A 17,737-nucleotide genomic window follows, 5' to 3' on the forward strand; every position below is an offset into this window, starting at 1 on the left:
GGGCTCAGCCCTTGCCGGGCACCTGCTGGACCACCTCGAACTCCAGCAGCGTCGCCCCGCTGGAGACCGGTCGGCGCTGCTCGCCACCCGCGCCGCCGCCGTGCGCGGCCCGGGACGGTTCGGCCGCCCAGGTCTGGTACGCCTCCTCGGACTCCCAGCGGGTGTAGACGAAGTAGCGGCTCTCCCCGGCGACCGGGCGGAGCAGTTCGAAGCCGAGGAAGCCGGGGGAGTTCTCCACCGCGCCGGCCCGGGCCGCGAACCGCTTCTCCAGCTCTTCGCCGGCGCCGGACGGGACGTCGATCGCGTTGATCTTCACGACTGCCATGGCTCCACCATAACGACCGGCCCGGCCGACGGGCCGGGCCGCGCCGACGGGCGACTCAGAACGCCTCGACGGCCGGCACCAGGTCGGCGTCGACCACGATCGGGGCGTGGTCGGAGGGGCCCTTGCCCTTGCGCGCCTCCCGGTCCACGTACGCGGAGCGGACGACGCGGGCGAACGGGGCGGAGGCGTACACCAGGTCGATCCGCATGCCCTTGTTCTGGTGGAACATCCCGGCCCGGTAGTCCCAGTACGTGTACGGGTGCGGCCCCTTCATCGGCGTGGGAACGACGTCGCTGAGCCCGAGGTCGCGCAGCGCGGCGAGGGCCGCCCGCTCGGCGGGGGTGACGTGGGTGGAGGTGGCGAAGAGCGCCGGGTCCCAGACGTCGGCGTCGGTCGGGGCGACGTTGAAGTCGCCGCAGACGGCGAGGGGCGACCCGCCGGCCAGCTCCGGTTCGAGCGCGTCGCGCAGCGCGGCGAACCAGGCCAGCTTGTAGGCGTAGTGCGGGTCGTCGGGGGTGCGGCCGTTCGGCACGTACACCGACCAGACCCGCAGCCCGCCGCAGGTCGCCGAGATGGCCCGGGCCTCCGGCTCGGGGAAGCCGGGCTCGCCGGGGTACCCGACGGCCACGTCGGCCAGCCCGACCCGGGACAGGATGGCCACGCCGTTCCACCGGCCGTCGCTGTGGCTGGCCACCTCGTAGCCCAGCACGCCCACCTCGGCGACCGGGAACGCCCCGTCGGGGCATTTGGTCTCCTGCAGGCAGACGACGTCGGGCTTCGTGGTGGCCAGCCAGTCGAGCAGCCGGGGCAGGCGGGCCTTCACCGAGTTGACGTTCCAGGTCGCCAGGCGCATGCCTCCAGCCTGCCGCATCTCGCGCCGACCCGCGCGGGCGGTCGCGATCGACTCCGCGTGCGGCCGGTGGCGGTATCCGCCGGCCGGGGGTGCCGGGTGCCGCACGTGGCGTCGATCAGTGCCCGGCCGAGGCCCGGGTCAGCTCCCCGGGGTGTCGCCCGGGCGGGTCTGCTCGGCCAGGAAGCGTTCCAGCTCGGCGCCGAGCTCGTCGGCGGTGGGCAGCGGGCCGGTCTCGGCGGCCATCAGGTTCTTCTCGCCGCGGCCCCGGGCGAACGCGTCGTACTGCTCCTCCAGGGCCTGGACCAGGGTGGCCGCCTCCTCGGTCTGGGCGACCTGGCGGTCGATCTCCACCCGGACCACCTCGGCGGCCGCGCGCAGCCCGTCCCGGGGCAGCAGCAGCCCGGTGCTGCGGGACACCGAGGCGAGCAGCGCCTCGGCGGCGGCGGGGTACTCGGTCTGGGCGACGTAGTGCGGCACGTGCGCGGCGAAGCCGAGCGCGTCGCGGCCCTGCTCGCCGAGGCGGTACTCCAGCAGGTGGCCGACGCTGCCCGGCACCTGCACCCGCTGCAGCCACGGCTCGTAGCCGGCGATCAGCTCCCGGCGGGTGGCGTGCGCGGTGACCCCGGCGGGGCGGGTGTGCGGCACCGCCATCGGGATCGAGTTGAGCCCGACGGTGAGCCGGACGTCCAGCCGGGCGGCGAGCCCGGCGACCGCGGCCGCGAAGCGCTCCCACTGCAGGTCGGGTTCGGGGCCGGTGAGCAGCAGGAACGGGGTGTCGTCGTCGTCGCGCAGCAGGTGCAGCTCCAGCGCCGGGGCGTCGTAGTCGGCCCAGTGGTCCTCGACGAAGGTCATCACGGGGCGGCGGGAGCGGTAGTCGAAGAGCTGGTCGACGTCGAAGCGGGCGATCGGGCGCGCCTCCAGGGAGGTGAGCAGCTGCTCGCGGGCCAGCCGGGTGGCGCTGCCGGCGTCGACGAAGCCGGTGAGCGCCTGGATCAGCACCGGCTGCCCGAGGTCGGGCAGTTCGTCGGTGAGTTCGTAGAGCTCGTGTGGGTCGAGCACCGGTTCGGACCTCCCTGGATACGCGCGTACGGGTGACCGTGCGTGCACGGCACCCGGTTCGGGCAACGTACCCGCCATCCTGATCCATTCCGGCAGCACCCAGCTCGGCAGCCGCTGGATGATCACAATTCGGCGCCTCGGATGATCAAATCGGGGCCAATAGGCTGATCTTGTACCGCGCAGCCGCCGTACGGTCGATCGGTGGATCGTCCGAAAGGACTAGTTAGTCGTTCATGGCCCGGGTCCTCGTCGGGCGCGTGCTACCTCCCCGGAGCGGCGCGACTCGTGAGCCGGCGGAGGTTTGACCGATCCGCGAGGATCGCCCCGGCCGCGCCCGAGGTCGGCTGGCCGGTCCGGTTCGGGAGGGGGCAACTGTGGGAAGAGCCACTCCATGGCGCTGGGTGACCGGCGCTCCCCCTGCCTAGCCTCGTCAAATGCGTGACGACGGCACCCTCGACGACCAGTACGGCCTCGGCGGTTCGGCTGACCGTTCGGACGATACCCCATCCGCCGACCGGTCAACCAGCCTCTCTGAGCCCCCCGCCCCCCGGCTCTCCGGCCTCAACTCCCTCCGTACCCGCCTCGGCGGGTTCGCTAACCCCCTCAGCGCCCGACCCGGCCGAACCCGGATGGCCGCCGCCACCGGCCTGGTCTGCTGCCTCGGACTGGTGGGCTTCACCCAGGTCGGCGCCGACGCCGTCGGTGGCACCGAGGCCCCCGCCCAGCCGGCGGAGGTCGCCCTGCGGGCGACCCCGGACGCGGCCTCCCGGGGCAGCGCCCGCCAGACGCCCGCGCCGGTCGCGCAGACCGCCGACCCGGACGTCTCCCCGTCGGCGACGAAGAAGCCCGTCGCCAAGCCGAAGCCCAAGCCCAAGCCCAAGCCCAAGCCGACGCGGATCGCCCCGGTGGCCGGCCTGGACGAGGACCAGATGGACAACGCCAAGGCGATCGTGCGCGCCGGGCGGGACATGGGCGTGCCCCGCCGGGGCCTGGTCATCGCGGTGGCCACCGCGATGCAGGAGAGCGACCTCTACAACTACGCCAGCGCGGTGCTGCCCGAGTCGCAGAACTACCCGCACCAGGCGATCGGCTGGGACCACGACTCGGTCGGGCTGTTCCAGCAGCGCCCCAGCAGCGGCTGGGGGGCGGTGGGGGACCTGATGGACCCGAAGTTCGCCACCCGCCAGTTCCTCGCCGCACTGGAGCAGATCCCCGGCTGGCAGGACCTGCCGCTGACCGTCGCCGCCCAGGCCGTCCAGGTCTCGGGGTTCCCCGACGCGTACGCCCAGCACGAGTGGCGGGCCGAGGAAGTCGTCGGCGCGATCCTCGGCTGATCGGGCCGCTGTCGGCGCCTACTGTGGACGCCTACCGGAGGGCGGTTCCGGGTACCAGGTATTGCCGGTTCCGGGTACACATGATGGGGACCGCCCACAGGAGGACGACATGTCACTGGTGCAACGGATCAGCACGTTCCTGCGCTCGCCGCGCGGTCAGCAGCTCGTCGAGCGCGGTCAGCGGGAGGTGGCGAAGCCGGAGAACCAGCGCAAGCTGAAGCAGCTCGCCGCCCGGCTGTCCGGCCGCCGGCGCTGACCCCGTACGCCGCGAACCGACCTCGGGAGCCCTGGTGACCGACTCCGCGCCCGTCGACGGCGAGCCCACCGTCCCGACCCCGACCACCGCGCCGGCCGACGCCCCCGAGGCGCCGCCGGCCACGCTCTGGGACCGGATGCGGGACGACCCGCAGTACGCCCCCGAGCACCTGGCCCTGGAGGCCGTCCGGCGACTCGGGCCGGAGGCGGCGCAGTGGGCCGCCCGGGAGCGCTCGGAGCGGCCCGACGTCCCGGGTGACGAGCTGGCCGACCAGGCGGTCCGCCGGTTCGTCAACCGGGCCCGGCTCTCCGGCGCGGTCTCCGGCGCCGCCGGGCTGCCCGGCGCGGTGATCGACGTGGGCGTGCTGGCCTGGACCCAGGCCCGGCTGGTGCTGCACGTCGCGGCGGCGTACGGCGTCGACCCGGTGCACCCGGACCGGGCCACCGACCTGCTGGTGCTGCAGCGGGTGCACAAGGTCGCCGAGAGCGCCCGGATCGCCCTCGGGGTGGCCGCCGGGCGGGAACGCGCCGGGGTGCTCTTCGGGATGGCCGGGGAACGCCCGCTGGGCAAGGTGATGCTCCAGCTCGGCGTCCGGCTGGCCCAGATGGCCGGGATGCGGGCGGCGAAGCGGGTCGTCGCCAAGGTGGTGCCCGGTGCCGCGATCATCCTGGGCACCTGGGCCAACTCCTCGGCCACCAAGGAACTCGCCGAGCGGGCCCGTGCCCTCTACCGCAACGGCCCGGACGGCCTGCCCCGGCAGCGCCGCCCCTGACCCGGCCGCCGGGTTCCCGCGCCGCTCCCGGTCGAGCCGGGCGGCGCCGCGTCGGTCAGTCCGACCAGCCGGCGGCCGGCCAGCTCACGTCGGCGAGCCGGTCCTGGCCGGAGGCGTTCGGGTGGAACCAGTCCAGGGTGTTGACCAGGTCCAGACCGAAGCGGAGCCGGTGCGCGGCACCGCCGTCCCACCGGCAGCGTGACCCGTACGCCCGGCAGGCCGCGCGGAGTTGCGCGTTGTAGTCGTCGATCCGCTGCCGGAACCGGGTCCGGCGGGCCACCGCGGCGGGCGCCGTCGAGGTCGGGTCGGCCAGCAGTGCCGGGCAGATGCCGTGCGCCCACGCCCGTACCGCCCGGGGCTCGGTTTGCCCCACCTCCCAGAGCCGGTGCAGGTCGGGGATGCTGACGACCAGCACCCGCGCCTTGGGCCGCCCCTTGCGCAGCACCCGCAGGCCCCGGTCGACCTGGTCGCGGAAGGTGGCGACCGGGGTCATCGCGTCGATGCCGCCGTGGCAGGCGTCGTTGGCGCCGATCAGCACCGTGACGTAGTCCGCCTTGTCGCGGACCGCCGCGCCGGCCTGCCCGGCCAGCGCGGTCGCCCGGGCCCCCGGTTCTGCCCGGTCGTACGCCCGCAGCTCCCGGTTTCCCTCGCGCAGCCGCCGGTAGTGGCTCTTCACCCGCACGCCGTTCCCGGTCGACCAGGAGTTGCGTTCGCAGGTGACCAGCACCAGGCAGGAGGCGAAGCCGGTGGTGATCGAGTCGCCGAGCGCCGACATCGCCGTCGGCGAGCCGGGACGCGCGGAACCCGACGGTCGCGGCGAGGCGTCCGCCCCGTCGCAGGCGATCGCGACCAGCGCCGCCAGGCAGGCGAGGGCGGCGACCCAGCGTCGAGGCATCACGTCCCCCGTCCGGCGGCGCAGAGCAACGGCACGGTGACCCTATGCGCGCCGACGGGCGGGAAGCGGCTCCTGTCAGCTTTCAGGCATTGACAACTGTCGTTAAAATCAGCGTGCTACCCGACCGTTCCGCCACGGGGCCGGCTGGCCGTGCAGCCACCAGTGCAGGGCCCGGGTGATCCGGGGCAGCACCAGGTAGGTCATCAGCGGGGTCAGGCAGAGCGTCATCAGCAGGGTCCGCGCCGCCAGCGGCACGTCGGCGATGAACCGGGCGGTGAGCAGGGTCGCGGTGAGGCTCAGCGGGAAGAACGCCAGCCAGATCGTCACCGCCTGCTTCCACCGGGGCGGGGTGACCGGAACGGCCGGCTCGGCGTCGACCGGGACCAGGGTCTCCACCACGTGGTCGACCGGCGGGTCGAACCAACCCTCGATGCCGGTCCGCCGCTCGACCCGGGTGTGTTCGACGATGCCCTGGGCCGAGGTGAGCCACCAGTGCCGCTGCGGGGACTCCTCCCACCGGCGCAGCGTCTCGTCGTCGGCGAAGCGGTACAGCATGTGCCACTCGGGCGACCCGGGCGCATGCTGCACGAACCCGGCGCCCAGAAAGCCGGGGAAGCTCTCGGCCAGCGCCGTGCCGGCCCGCATCCACGCCACCATCTCGTCGGTGCGCGCCGGATCGGCACGCCGGGCGATGGCGACGGTCACCGGCACCGTGTGGGTCATGGTCATGCCCTCAATCCTTCCCGCCGCCGTCCGGATCGGCCCGGTCGCGGCGTACCGGTGTAACGCAACCCACCGGGCGGTCGCTTCCGCCGGATACCCGCTCGGTGGCCGGTATCACCAGCTCCGGCGTCCGGCTCCGGCTCCGGGGGCGGGGTGGGCGCCGGCACGGCGTCGGGCGCAGGTTAGCCGCCACGGGGGCCGGGTAGGTCGGAGCAATGACGCGATCACAGCCCCGCCGGAGGGTCAACGCCGCGTACAGCGCGTTGAACCTGCGGCTCGCGCTCGCCACCTTCGGGCTGGTGACCATGACCGTCTTCGCGGTGGTGGCATTCTGGGTCGGCCTGGCCTGGCTGGGCGTCGTCTGCGCGGTCCTCGCCGTCGTGGCCGTGGTCGACCTGATCGTCATCCAGCGCCGACGCGCCGCCCGCCACCGCGAGGAACCGGGCGCGCGGCACTCGCTGTTCGAGTGACAGGAGTACGAGAATGCCCATCGCCACCACCAACCCCGCCACCGGACAGGTCCTCAAGACGTACGACCCGATGTCGGGAGAGCAGATCGACGCCGCGATCGAGCGGGCCCACCTCGCCTTCCGGGACCTGCACGGCACCACCGTCGCCGAACGGGCGCAGTGGATGAACGCCGCCGCGGACCTGCTCGACGCCGAACGCGACGACACCGCCCGGCTGATGACCACCGAGATGGGCAAGACGTACGCCGCGGCCAAGGCCGAGGTGACCAAATGCGCCACCGCCTGCCGCTTCTACGCCGCCCACGCCGAGCAGATGCTCGCCGACGAGCCGGCCGACGCCGCCGCGGTGAAGGCGAAGCGGGCGTTCGTCCGCTACCAGCCGATCGGCCCGGTGCTCGCGGTCATGCCCTGGAACTTCCCGCTCTGGCAGGTGCTGCGGTTCGCCGCGCCGGCCCTGATGGCCGGCAACACCGGCCTGCTCAAGCACGCCTCCAACGTGCCGCAGACCGCCCTCTACCTGGAGGACCTGTTCCGCCGGGCCGGCTTCCCGGAGGGCGCGTTCACCACCCTGCTGGTCGGCTCCGAGGCCGTCGACCGGATCCTCAGCGACCCCCGGGTCCGCGCCGCCACCCTGACCGGCAGCGAGAGCGCCGGCCGCTCGATCGCCCAGATCGCCGGCCGGGAGGTGAAGAGGACGGTGCTGGAGCTCGGCGGCAGCGACCCGTTCGTGGTGATGCCGTCGGCCGACCTGGACCGGGCCGCCGAGGTCGCCACCACCGCCCGCTGCCAGAACAACGGCCAGTCCTGCATCGCCGCCAAGCGGTTCATCGTGCACACCGACGCCTTCGACGCCTTCGCCGAGAAGTTCACCGCCAACATGGCGGCGCTGAAGGTCGGCGATCCGATGGACGGCAGCACCGACGTCGGTCCCCTCGCGAGCGAGCACGGCCGCGACGAGGTGCACGCCCAGGTGCAGGACGCGGTCGACAACGGCGCCACCATCCTCTGTGGCGGCGAGAAACCCGCCGGCGACGGCTGGTACTACCCGCCGACCGTGGTCACCGACCTGACCCCGCGGATGCGGATGTGGTCCGAAGAGGTCTTCGGCCCGGTCGCCGGGCTCTACCGGGTGTCGTCGTACGACGAGGCGATCGAGGTGGCCAACGGCACCACGTTCGGCCTCGGCTCGAACGCCTGGACCGCCGACCCGGCCGAGCAGGAGCGCTTCGCCACCGATCTGGACGCCGGCAACGTCTTCATCAACGGGATGACCACGTCCTTCCCGGAGCTGCCCTTCGGCGGTGTGAAGAACTCGGGCTACGGCCGGGAGCTGTCCGCCGTGGGCATGCGGGAGTTCTGCAACACCAAGACCGTCTGGGTGGGGGAGGGCGTCGCCTCCGCCGGGGCCGGCGCGCACTCCGAGTAGCCGCGATTGGCCGGACACCGTCATGGGTAGGAGGTGGCCCCATGACGGTGTTCGGCTTCCACGCGTCCCACGAGCAGATCCACCCCGGCAAGCTGCTGGATGCGGTGGTCCACGCCGAACGGGCGGGCTTCGACGCCGCCATGTCCTCGGACCACTTCTCACCCTGGAGCGCCCGCCAGGGCCAGTCCGGCTTCGCCTGGTCCTGGCTGGGCGCCGCCCTGCAGGCCACCAACCTGCCGTTCGGCGTCGTCAACGCGCCCGGGCAGCGCTACCACCCGGCGATCATCGCGCAGGCCATCGGCACCCTCGGCGCGATGTACCCGGGCCGGTTCTGGGCGGCGCTGGGCACCGGCGAGGCGAGCAACGAGCACATCACCGGCGACGGCTGGCCGCGCAAGGACGTCCGCAACGCGCGGCTGCGCGAGTGCGTCGACGTGATCCGGGCGCTGCTGGCCGGCGAGGAGGTCAGCCACGACGGCCTGGTCCGGGTCGACCGGGCGAAGCTGTGGACCCGCCCCGAGCAGCCCCCGGCGCTGATCGGCGCGGCGGTCAGCGTGGCCACCGCTCGCTGGTGCGCCGAATGGGCCGACGGCCTGATCACCGTCAACGCGCCCGTCGACCACCTCCGCCGGATGATCGACGCGTACCGGGACGCCGGCGGGCGGGGGCCGCTGCACCTCCAGGCGCACCTGAGCTGGGCACCCGACCAGGCCGAGGCTGAGACGATCGCGTACGACCAGTGGCGCAGCAACGTCTTCCCGCCGCCGATCTGCTGGGACCTGGACACCGCCGAGCACTTCGACGTGGTCAGCGAGGACGTGCCGATGGAGAAGATCGCCTCCACCGTGCATGTCTCCGCCGACCTGGGCCGGCACGTCGGCTGGCTGGAGGAGTACCTGGCGCTCGGCTTCGACCAGATCGCCCTGCACCATGTCGGGCAGGAGCAGCGGGCGTTCATCGACACCTTCGGCGCCGAGGTGCTGCCGAAACTGCGGACGGCCGCCTGATCACCGGGCGCCGCCGCGACCCCTAGGCTCGTACCCCATGGAAGCTCTGTTCGAGGTCGTGGTCTTCCTCGCGATCGCGACGTTCGGCGCGGCCCTGGCCCGCCGGTTCGGTCTGCTCGCCCCGATCCTGCTGGTGGTGCTCGGCCTCGGGCTCTCCTTCCTGCCGTTCTTCCCGCAGGTGCGGCTGGACCCGAACCTGGTGCTGGTGGGCATCCTGCCGCCGCTGCTCTACGTCGCGGCCCTGGAGACCTCGGTGCCGGCGTTCCGGCTCAACCTGCGGCCGATCCTGTTGCTCGCGGTCGGGCTGGTGCTGTTCACCGCGTTCGTGGTGGGCACCGTCGTGCACCTGTTCCTGCCCGACCTGCCGTACGCGATCTGCCTGGCGCTCGGCGCGGTGGTGGCGCCGCCCGACGCGATCGCCGCCACCGCGGTGGCCCGGAAGGTCGGTCTGCCCCGCCGGATCGTGACCATCCTGGAGGGCGAAAGCCTGGTCAACGATGCCACCGCGCTGGTGCTGCTGCGGGTGGCGATCGCCGCGGCCGGCGCGGCCGGCGGCAGCGTCGGCTCCGGGTACGTCGCCAAGGAGGTGGTGGTCGCCACCGGCGGCGGCATCCTCGTCGGGCTGCTCGGCGTGGTGCTCTTCGGCTTCCTGCACAAGCACACCACCGACCCGCTGCTGGACAACGCGCTGTCGCTGATCGTGCCGTTCGCGGTGGTCTTCGCCGCGGAGCGGATCCACGCCTCCGGGGTGGTCGCGGTGGTGGTGACCGGGCTGGGCATCGGCCACAAGATGCCACTGCTGCTGTCGGCCGCCTCCCGCCTGCAGATCGGCGCGTTCTGGCGACTGGCCCGGTTCCTGCTGGAGGGGCTGGTCTTCCTGCTGGTCGGCCTCCAGTTGCGCGAGGTGGTACGCGAACTGGACGAGCCGACCGGATTCCTGGTCGGGATCACCGCCGCGGTGCTGCTCGCCGTCTTCCTGACCCGGTTCGCCTGGCTGTTCCCCGCCACCTACCTGGGCCGCCTGGTGCCCCGGGTCCGCCGCCGGGACCCGTCCCCGCCGGTGCAGGTGCCCATCGTGATCGGCTGGGCGGGAATGCGGGGCGTGGTCACCCTCGCCGCCGCACTGGCGCTGCCGCTGACGCTCGCCGGGAACCGGCCCTACCAGCGGGCGCTGTTCATCTGGCTGGCGTTCGCGGTGATCGTGGTGACCCTGGTGGTGCAGGGCGCCACCCTGCCGGCGGTGGCCCGCCGGCTGAAGCTGCCGCCGGACGACCCGGTGCAGGACGCCCTCACCGCCGCGGCGGTGCAGCAGCAGGCCGGCCGGGCCGCCCGGGAACGCCTCGACGCGCTCTCCGAGGGGGCGCCCCCGGCCGTCGTCGAGCGGCTGCGCGGCCTGGTGCAGAGCCGCACCAACCTGGCCTGGGAGCGGCTGGGGGGTGCCGAGCGGGAAACCCCGTCCCAGGCGTACGGTCGGCTGCGGCAGGAGATGATCGACGCCGAGCGGGAGGTCTTCCGGGCCGCCCGCGACTCCGGGAAGATCCCCGAGGAGGTGCTGGTGCGCGCGTACCGCGACCTGGACCTGGAGGAGTCGCTGCTGCGTCAGGAGACCGACGAGTGAGCCGGCGAGCCGAGCGGGAGGATGACCGATGAGCTGCCAGCATCTGGCCGAGCCGGGCACGGCCGAAGCGAAGACCACCGACGAGTGTCCGGACTGCGTCGCCATCGGCAACGCCGACTGGGTGCACCTGCGGGCCTGCCTGACCTGCGGGCACGTCGGCTGCTGCGACTCCTCTCCGTACCAGCACGCGACGAAGCACTTCGAGTCCACCGGGCACCCGGTGATGCGTTCCGTCCAGCCGGGCGAGGCGTGGCGCTGGTGCTTCGTGGACGAGGAGATCGGCTGAGCGTCGGGCTCAGTCGAGCCGGCGGGCGAGGACCTGGCCGGGCCAGGGCTCCCGGCCCGGGCGCTCGACCGTGAACGGGTCGGTGGCGGTGAAGCCGCAGGCCTCGTAGAAGCGGACCAGCGCCCGGTCGTCGCCGCCGTAACAGTCCACCCGGAGCAGCCCCAGCCCGCGCGCCCGGGCCAGCTCCGCCGCGTGTTCCAACAGCCGCACCCCGATCCCCAGGCCGGCGTGCGCCCGGTCGGTCACCAGCAGGTTGACGTACAGCTCCGGCTCGGTGGCCGGGGGCACGTAGTCCGTGGCGGCGCCGACCACCAACGCGCCGACCGGGGTGTCGCCGAGCACCGCCAGGTGCAGGCCGCCGCCCCCCGCCCAGTCGTCGGCCTGGGCGATCCGGCGCGGATCGGTCGACGCCGGCTCGGTGCCCCACTGGCCGGTCCGGCCGCGCCCGACCAGCCAGGCGGTGGCGCGGTCGAGCAGCCGCAGCACCGTGGCGGCGTCGGCCGGCCCGCCAGGCCGGATGGCGATCGTCTGCTGGTCCGTCATGCCGACCATGCTGCTACACCGGCGCGGACCGTCGATCATCGGATGGCCGCCACCGGCGGCCGGCGCGGCGGGACAGACCGACGCTCAGCCGGCACGGCCGGCCGGCGTGGGCGCCGCAGCCTCCGCGTCGGGTGCCGGGCGGGTGGCGAGCGCCCGCCGGACCAGCGCCGGGGTGGCCAGGCCGACGATGGCGAAGAGCGCGCCGACCGCCAACCAGCCGGGCACGCCGCCGTCGAGCACCACCAGGGTGAGCAGGGCCGGGCCGACCGCCCGGGCCAGGCCGGCGAGCATCCCGTCCGCCCCCTGGTAGGCACCGACGGCGTCCGGCGGGGCCAGGTCGTAGGCCAACCCCGCCCCGGCCGTGCCGTGCCACAGGTCGCCGACCGTGTAGACGACGGTGGCGACCAGCAGCAGCGCGACCGCCGGGACGGCGGGCAGCCCGGCGGTGGCGGCGTAGAGCAGCATCGCCGCGGCCAGCACCAGGCCGGCCCGGCGGAGCTGCCGGGCCGCCGGGGCGGCGGCGTCCGCGCCCCGGCTCAGCCGTACCGCCAGCAGCACGGTGAGCACCGTGTTGGTGAGCAGCACCGCCGACACCACGGGCGGTGCCGCGCCGACGCGGGTCACCGCCCACAGCGGCACGACGAGCGTGAGCACCGTCCAGTGCAGGGCGAGAACCGCCGACGCCCCGCTCACCGCGAGGAAGCGTCCGTCGCGCAGCGCCCGCGCCCGGCGCGGGGCGGCGGCCGTCCGGGGTTGCGGGGCGGGCGGGTAGGCCGGCAAGCGCAGCAGCAGCGCCGCCGACACCAGATAGGTGGTCGCGTTGCCGGCCACCAGCACCTGGTACGCCAGATGCGTGTCGGCGGCCAGCGCGAACCCGGCCAGCCCCGCGCCCACCGCGATGCCGAGGTTCGCCACCGCCCGCAGCGTGGCGAAGGCGTGCACCCGTCCGTCGGGACCGCCCACGGCGGCGACCAGGGCGGCACGGACGGCCAGGTTGCCGGAGGTGAGCAGCGCGTCGAGCACCGCCACCGCGAGGAACACCGGGAACGAGCCGACCAGCAGGTACGCCGCGGCGACCGCCGCCTGGCCCAGTTGCAGGACCGCCCGGAGCGTACGCGGGTCGTGCCGGTCGGCCAGCCCGCCGAGCGGCACGCTGGCGGTCAGCCCGACCAGCCCGGCGACGGTGAGCCCGGCGCCGACCGAGGCGGCGGAGAGCCCCACGTCGCGCGTGAGGTAGAGCGCGGCGCCGGCCAGCCACAGCCCCGAACCGACGGTGTTGGCCAGGGTGGCCAGGGAGAGGGTGCGCAGCCGCCCGGGCGGCGGGATCGGCGAGAAGCCGTCCCGCCGCATCAGCGCCGGCCCGCGGCCGGGACGGCGGCGGAGACCTCGGTGATGAGTGCGGCGACCTCGTCGCCGAGCGGGCGGCGGAACAGCAGCGTCAGCGCCAGGCAGAGCAGGTTCACCCGTACGTCGTTGTAGGCCCAGCCGGTGCCGGGGGCGCCCTCGCGCTCGAACCCCTCCCGCCGGCTCTGCGCGTCCACCCCGGTCGGCTTGCCCCACAGCTCGCCGGTCCAGCCGCTGGTCTGCTGGAGCAGGTGCTCCCAGGTGATCCCGTCGACCCGCAGGGCGGCAAGGGACGGGTGGTCGACGGTGGCGAGCAGCGGCGCGGCCGGGTCGAGCATGCCCCGGTCGAAGGCCACCCCGACGAGGGTGGCGACGACGGCCTTGGTGCCGCTGAACAGCATCTCCGGGGTGGTCGGGTCGCCCCGGGTGGCGACGACCTCGCCTCGGTGGCGGATCACGCCGCTCGCCCCGGAGCCGGACCGCAGCGGACCGGTTACCTCGCGGTGCGACTCGTCGGCGACCTGCGCGGCCAGGTACCGGGCCATGTCGTCGACGCCCTCGGTCACCCGCTCGGCCTGCCGGGCGACGGCGGCGCGGAGCGCGTCGACCTCGATCGTGACGTCCTCGTTGCCGGTCATAACGCCGACCCTAGGCAGGCCGGGCGGGGCCGGTGGTCCCGAGTGACGCGACGCCGGTCACATCGGACGCCGCGCGCGTACCTCCCGGGCGAAGTGGAGGATCTCCGCGCGGAGCGCCGGGTCGGCCTGGCCGCGCAGGTCGCACTCCAAGCGGTCGAGGAGGGTGAGGAGCCGGGTGACCGCGGCGTCGTCCGGCTCCTGCGTCAGGGTGCCCAGCAGCCGGTGGGCGCCGCGCTCCACGGCCAGCGTCCCGGCGGCCAGCCGCTCACAGGTGCCCACGGTGGCCAGGCGGGCGGCGGTGGCCTGGCCCGGCTCCGGCACACCCAGCGTGGTGAGCATGTCGCGCAGCAGCCGGTCGGCCTGGTGCTCCGGGAGGGAACGCGTGGACTCGATGGCGAGGGCGACGACCGCCGCGTCGTCCACGCCGGCGGCCAGCAGGTCGCAGGCGAGCAGCACCGCGTCGGCGGGCTCGACGTCATCGACAAGCACGTACGCCCAGGGGTGCAGGGTACGGCGCCGGGCCGGAAAAGCGCTGGCCCGGACCGCGCCCGCTCTGGTTGACTCGGGGACCGTGGAACGCACCAGGATCGCCGGGCCGGCCGAGTTGGCCGAGCTGCAACGGATCGAGGTGGCCTCGGGGGAGGCCTTCCGGGAAATCGGGATGACCGACGTCGCCGACATGCCGCCACTCCCGCTGGACGTGCTCGCCCGGGGCCAAGAGGCCGGCCAGGTCTGGGTCGCGGTGGACGCCGAGGACCGGCCGGTCGCGTTCGCGGTGGTCGATCTGGTCGACGGCTGCGCCCACGTCCAGCAGCTCAGCGTCGACCCGGCGTACGCGCGGCGGCGGATCGGGCGGGGATTGCTCGACCACGTGGCCGGCTGGGCCGCCGAGCGTGGTGTGCCGGCGGTGACGCTGACGACGTTCCTGAGCGTGCCGTGGAACGGGCCGTACTACGCGCGCTGCGGTTTCCGGGAGCTCGCGCCGACGGAGCTCACCCCGGGGCTGGTCGAGATCCTGGCTGCCGAGACGGCGATCGGTCTGGACCCCGTCGACCGGGTCGCCATGCGTCGCGCTGCCGGCTGACCGGCCCTCAGCGACGCCCCCGGACCGCCGTGCAGCCGGGACGACCAGCGCCGTCATCGGTCCACCGGGTGGGTGACGAGACGTTCGGTGGCGAGGCAGGAGACGAGGCAGCGTTCCTTCGCGTCACCGGTCAGCCGGGCGGTCCAGTCGGTGAGGCCGCCGTCGCCCACCTCCAGCGTCCCGTCGTGGAGCGTGAGCCGCAGCGCGGCACCGGCGTAGTAGCCCCGCCCCCGGTCCCGCTCCGGCTCGTCGAGCAGGGGGATTCGGTCGGCGGCGAGTGCCGGGTGGACAGTGTCGGCGAGCCGGTCCCGCAGGACCGGGGCGTCGAAGGCGGTGACGTGCAGCCGGGGCGCAGCCGAGGGCGCCAGTTCGGCGAGGACCGTACGCCAGTAGGTCAGGTGGCGGATCAGCAGTCGCGCCTCGGTACGCCCCGAACCGGCGTCGCGGGCGCTGGACACCAGCGTGAAGAGCCGGAAGTGGGCGGACGCGCCGGGGCCGAAGTCCTGTGCCCGGAGCACCCGGTGCGCGGCGGCCAGGTGTACCTCGGCGGCCCGGGCCCGGCGCTCGGCGGCCTCGACGGCGAGGGCGTTCGTCGGATCGCTCACCACCTCGGTGGCGCGCATCGTGGTGACGATCCGGTGCTGGCTCACCGGGGCGATGGCGGAGCAGGTGCCGAGCGGGGCGACGGGCGACAGCTCCACGCCCGCGACGTCGGCCGGAAGCAGCCGCCACATCCGCGCCTCGACCTGGGCGAGCGCGCGGGGGTCGACCCGCGCCGGGCGGACGAAGCGGTCCTGGCGCCACCGCCGCGGCAGGTCCGCCGGCCGTACGGTGGCCGCGCGGTCCCGGGCCACCGTCAGCAGCAGGGTACGCAGGTCCGCGGCGGGCATCCCGGCGAGCGCGTCGCGCGTCCCGGCCGGCAGCGCCGCCCACACCCGACGCTCCGCGCCGGACAGCTCACCCGCGTGCATGACCGCCACCATCGCGGACGGGCCGAGCCGCGTCCACCGGTTTCCCCGCGGCTCACCGGCTCAGTGGGCGCCGCCCAGGTTGAGCACGACGACGCCGGGAATCTGCCGTACCGCCAGGGCGAGCAGCCCGAACGCCGACAGGTGCGCGACCGCCAGGCCGAGGGTGGGCCACAGCCGGGTGAACCCGTCGATTAAGTGCAACCGGTGGGTTGCAGATTGGCCGATGATGTGCAACTGTGGAGTTGCGGATGAAGGGAGACCACACATGAGTGACCGCATCGAGCGCTCCGTGCTCATCAAGGCGCCACTGGACCGGGTCTGGGACCTGGTGACCGAGCCGGGGTGGTGGGTGCCGAGCCAGGCCCCGGCCCTGACCGACTGGACGCCGGGGGCCATCGCGGTGCGCGAATCCGAGCAGTGGGGCCGGTTCCCGGTGCAGGTGGTGAGCTACGACCCGAAGACCTACGCGGCGTTCCGGTGGGCCAGCACCAGCCCGGGGGAGGACCTCGCCGATGACAACACCACGCTGGTCGAGTTCCATCTGGCCACCGAGGCCGAGGCCGTCAAGGTGACCGTGGTCGAGACCGGGTTCGCCGCCCTGCCCATTCCGGAGGAGGTGCGCCGCAAGGGCTTCGACGGCAACACCCAGGGCTGGGGTGAGCAGCTGGACAGCCTGCGCGACCGGGCGCAGCAGCCGGCATGACCACCACGGTCGACGTCGACCGGGTGTTCGTGGCGCTGGCCGATCCGACCCGGCGGCGGGTGCTCGAGCTGCTCGGGCGCTCGCCGACCACGGCCAGCGCGCTGGCCCGGGAGTTGCCGGTGACCCGGCAGGGCATCCTCAAGCACCTCGGCGTGCTGCGCGACTCCGGCCTCGTGGCCGGCATACGGGCCGGTCGTGAGGTGCGGTTCCAGGTGCGACCGGAGTCGCTGGTCGCCACCGCGTCGTGGATGACCAGCCTGGCCGCCACCTGGGACGAGCGGCTGGCCCTGCTCAAGCGCCAGGCCGAACAGCCCTGATCTAGGAGTGGCGGGAAGCCGGGAGGCCGCTGACGAATGTCTGCCAGGCGGCCGGAGTGTGGCTCAGCATGCCGCCGGTGCGGTTCTTGGAGAGGGCAGCAACGTCCTTTGCCGGTCGTCGGCCCTGCTGACCGGGAAGGAGGTGCCGGCCCGGAACGGCTCCTCCCCCCGGGACCGAGCGGGGCCGTGGCGGCACCGACCTGACGGCCGGTGCGCTATGGAGCTGATGTCGTCGGTGAATCACGGACCCTGGCCGGCCGGCTACCGTCGGCCGGCCAGTCCGCGCCGCTGAATCGTTTGCGTCATCAGCTTCATAGCGTCTCGCCGGCACATCCCCGGTCGACGCCGACCCGAGCGAGGGGGCGGGGTTGGTACCTAAGCCGGTTGGGCCGCCGAGAAGGGCCTGCCGGCGTTGACGCTGACCACGTTCCGGAGCGTGCCCTGGAACGGGCCCTACTACGCCCGGTGCGGGTTGTGACGAGGCGCTTGGTGGCGAGGCAGGAGACCAGGCAGCGTTCCTTGGCGTCGCCGGTCAGTCGGGCGGTCCAGTCGGTGAGGCCGCCGTCGCCGACCTCCCACGTTCCGGCGCGAAGGGTCAGTCGCAGGGCGCAACCGACGGACGCGCGGGTCTGCGTCGGACGGTCGGACGAAACGGTCCTCCCGCCAGTGCCGCAGCACGTCCGCCGGGCGCACCGTCGCCGCGCGGTCCCGGGCAACCGTCAGCAGCAGCGTCCGCAGATCTGCGGCGGGCAGACCGGCCAGCGCGGCGCGCGTCCCCGCCGGCAGCGCCGTCCATACCCGACGCTCCGCGCCGGACAGCTCGCCGGAGTCCATGGCCGCCACCCTCGCGTACGTGCCGCCGCGCGCCGCCGCCCCGCCCAGCTCTCCGACAGTGGTTGCCCGGCGGTCCCCATGGCCCGCCTCCGTCACCTAAAGTGTCGGTCGCCGGTGTGACCAGGGCGGGCGCGGCTGAGGGCGGGGGAAGCGCGGTGTATGTACGGCGGCGAGATGGTGTGGCCGACAGCGGTGACGGCGCCGGGGCGGCCACGGCCGCCCTCGACCCGCCCGCGGCCGAGGTCGAGGGCGGGTCGAGGCCGCGCTGGCGCTTATGGC

General features: G+C 74.2%; 22 protein-coding genes. 11 read left to right on the forward strand and 11 right to left on the reverse strand.

Annotated elements, in window-relative coordinates; all coding sequences use genetic code 11:
• Positions 1–4: 4 nt before the first annotated feature.
• From SLP03_RS00815 to SLP03_RS00825, 3 genes are all read right to left on the reverse strand, one after another.
• Positions 5–325 (reverse strand): antibiotic biosynthesis monooxygenase, encoded by a 321-nt coding sequence (locus SLP03_RS00815; protein WP_319458506.1) that lies wholly within the window; start codon positions 323–325, stop codon positions 5–7.
• Positions 326–380: 55 nt separating this feature from the next.
• Positions 381–1,178: an exodeoxyribonuclease III gene (locus tag SLP03_RS00820; RefSeq protein WP_319458507.1), complete on the reverse strand. Its 798-nt coding sequence runs from the start codon at positions 1,176–1,178 to the stop codon at positions 381–383.
• A 138-nt stretch (positions 1,179–1,316) separates the two neighbouring features.
• Positions 1,317–2,237, reverse strand: coding sequence for a PAC2 family protein (locus tag SLP03_RS00825; protein ID WP_319458508.1), 921 nt, complete (start codon positions 2,235–2,237; stop codon positions 1,317–1,319).
• Positions 2,238–2,671: 434 nt separating this feature from the next.
• Between SLP03_RS00825 and SLP03_RS00830 the strand changes: the two genes are divergently transcribed.
• The 3 genes from SLP03_RS00830 to SLP03_RS00840 all read left to right on the forward strand — a co-directional run bounded on the left by SLP03_RS00830 (position 2,672) and on the right by SLP03_RS00840 (position 4,599).
• A complete protein-coding gene (locus SLP03_RS00830; RefSeq protein ID WP_319458509.1) occupies positions 2,672–3,571 on the forward strand; it encodes a peptidase M23 in 900 nt (299 codons plus the stop codon).
• Between the two features lie 109 nt (positions 3,572–3,680).
• Positions 3,681–3,827, forward strand: coding sequence for a hypothetical protein (locus SLP03_RS00835; protein ID WP_319458510.1), 147 nt, complete (start codon positions 3,681–3,683; stop codon positions 3,825–3,827).
• Positions 3,828–3,861: 34 nt separating this feature from the next.
• Complete coding sequence (locus tag SLP03_RS00840; RefSeq protein ID WP_319458511.1) at positions 3,862–4,599, forward strand: EcsC family protein; 738 nt, start codon at positions 3,862–3,864, stop codon at positions 4,597–4,599.
• Between the two features lie 55 nt (positions 4,600–4,654).
• Here the strand turns inward: SLP03_RS00840 and SLP03_RS00845 are convergent, their stop codons facing one another.
• Both SLP03_RS00845 and SLP03_RS00850 read right to left on the reverse strand, forming a co-directional pair.
• Complete coding sequence (locus SLP03_RS00845) at positions 4,655–5,494, reverse strand: GDSL-type esterase/lipase family protein (protein ID WP_319458512.1); 840 nt, start codon at positions 5,492–5,494, stop codon at positions 4,655–4,657.
• Positions 5,495–5,602: 108 nt separating this feature from the next.
• Positions 5,603–6,223: an antibiotic biosynthesis monooxygenase gene (locus SLP03_RS00850; protein WP_319458513.1), complete on the reverse strand. Its 621-nt coding sequence runs from the start codon at positions 6,221–6,223 to the stop codon at positions 5,603–5,605.
• 209 nt (positions 6,224–6,432) lie between these two features.
• Here SLP03_RS00850 and SLP03_RS00855 point away from each other — a divergent pair, with 209 nt between their 5' ends.
• Genes SLP03_RS00855 through SLP03_RS00875 form a run of 5 tightly spaced genes read left to right on the forward strand, consistent with a single transcriptional unit; the run spans position 6,433 to position 11,024 of the window.
• Positions 6,433–6,687 carry a DUF6343 family protein gene (locus SLP03_RS00855; RefSeq protein WP_319458514.1) on the forward strand — a complete coding sequence of 85 codons (255 nt, stop codon included), beginning with the start codon at positions 6,433–6,435 and terminating at the stop codon, positions 6,685–6,687.
• A gap of 13 nt (positions 6,688–6,700) precedes the next feature.
• Positions 6,701–8,113 carry an NADP-dependent succinic semialdehyde dehydrogenase gene (locus SLP03_RS00860; protein WP_319458515.1) on the forward strand — a complete coding sequence of 471 codons (1,413 nt, stop codon included), beginning with the start codon at positions 6,701–6,703 and terminating at the stop codon, positions 8,111–8,113.
• Between the two features lie 41 nt (positions 8,114–8,154).
• A complete protein-coding gene (locus tag SLP03_RS00865; protein WP_319458516.1) occupies positions 8,155–9,120 on the forward strand; it encodes a TIGR03885 family FMN-dependent LLM class oxidoreductase in 966 nt (321 codons plus the stop codon).
• Positions 9,121–9,157: 37 nt separating this feature from the next.
• Positions 9,158–10,738 carry a Na+/H+ antiporter gene (locus SLP03_RS00870; RefSeq protein WP_319458517.1) on the forward strand — a complete coding sequence of 527 codons (1,581 nt, stop codon included), beginning with the start codon at positions 9,158–9,160 and terminating at the stop codon, positions 10,736–10,738.
• A gap of 28 nt (positions 10,739–10,766) precedes the next feature.
• On the forward strand, positions 10,767–11,024 hold the full coding sequence (locus SLP03_RS00875; protein WP_319458518.1) for a UBP-type zinc finger domain-containing protein: 258 nt from the start codon (positions 10,767–10,769) through the stop codon (positions 11,022–11,024).
• 9 nt (positions 11,025–11,033) lie between these two features.
• Here SLP03_RS00875 and SLP03_RS00880 read toward each other — a convergent pair whose 3' ends face one another.
• From SLP03_RS00880 to SLP03_RS00895, 4 genes are all read right to left on the reverse strand, one after another.
• Positions 11,034–11,567: a GNAT family N-acetyltransferase gene (locus SLP03_RS00880; protein ID WP_319458519.1), complete on the reverse strand. Its 534-nt coding sequence runs from the start codon at positions 11,565–11,567 to the stop codon at positions 11,034–11,036.
• Positions 11,568–11,651: 84 nt separating this feature from the next.
• Positions 11,652–12,920 (reverse strand): MFS transporter, encoded by a 1,269-nt coding sequence (locus tag SLP03_RS00885; RefSeq protein WP_413644131.1) that lies wholly within the window; start codon positions 12,918–12,920, stop codon positions 11,652–11,654.
• Positions 12,917–13,549, reverse strand: a complete 633-nt coding sequence (locus tag SLP03_RS00890) for a serine hydrolase (RefSeq protein ID WP_319458521.1) — start codon at positions 13,547–13,549, stop codon at positions 12,917–12,919. Before SLP03_RS00890 ends, SLP03_RS00885 begins: the two co-directional genes overlap by 4 nt.
• A 57-nt stretch (positions 13,550–13,606) precedes the next feature.
• Positions 13,607–14,131 carry a hypothetical protein gene (locus SLP03_RS00895; protein WP_319458522.1) on the reverse strand — a complete coding sequence of 175 codons (525 nt, stop codon included), beginning with the start codon at positions 14,129–14,131 and terminating at the stop codon, positions 13,607–13,609.
• Here SLP03_RS00895 and SLP03_RS00900 point away from each other — a divergent pair.
• On the forward strand, positions 14,121–14,633 hold the full coding sequence (locus SLP03_RS00900; RefSeq protein WP_319458523.1) for a GNAT family N-acetyltransferase: 513 nt from the start codon (positions 14,121–14,123) through the stop codon (positions 14,631–14,633). The two genes, SLP03_RS00895 and SLP03_RS00900, sit on opposite strands and share 11 nt — an antisense overlap.
• Before the next feature lie 53 nt (positions 14,634–14,686).
• Here the strand turns inward: SLP03_RS00900 and SLP03_RS00905 are convergent, their stop codons facing one another.
• Complete coding sequence (locus SLP03_RS00905) at positions 14,687–15,604, reverse strand: hypothetical protein (RefSeq protein WP_319458524.1); 918 nt, start codon at positions 15,602–15,604, stop codon at positions 14,687–14,689.
• A gap of 60 nt (positions 15,605–15,664) precedes the next feature.
• Complete coding sequence (locus SLP03_RS00910) at positions 15,665–15,805, reverse strand: hypothetical protein (protein ID WP_319458525.1); 141 nt, start codon at positions 15,803–15,805, stop codon at positions 15,665–15,667.
• Positions 15,806–15,869: 64 nt separating this feature from the next.
• Here SLP03_RS00910 and SLP03_RS00915 point away from each other — a divergent pair, with 64 nt between their 5' ends.
• Both SLP03_RS00915 and SLP03_RS00920 read left to right on the forward strand, forming a co-directional pair.
• Positions 15,870–16,307, forward strand: coding sequence for an SRPBCC domain-containing protein (locus SLP03_RS00915; protein ID WP_319458526.1), 438 nt, complete (start codon positions 15,870–15,872; stop codon positions 16,305–16,307).
• Positions 16,304–16,624: a metalloregulator ArsR/SmtB family transcription factor gene (locus SLP03_RS00920; RefSeq protein ID WP_319458527.1), complete on the forward strand. Its 321-nt coding sequence runs from the start codon at positions 16,304–16,306 to the stop codon at positions 16,622–16,624. The genes SLP03_RS00915 and SLP03_RS00920 overlap by 4 nt, the downstream gene beginning before the upstream one ends.
• Positions 16,625–17,737: the final 1,113 nt, after the last annotated feature.

Source organism: Micromonospora sp. RTP1Z1 (genome assembly GCF_033804685.1).
GTDB lineage: Bacteria > Actinomycetota > Actinomycetes > Mycobacteriales > Micromonosporaceae > Micromonospora.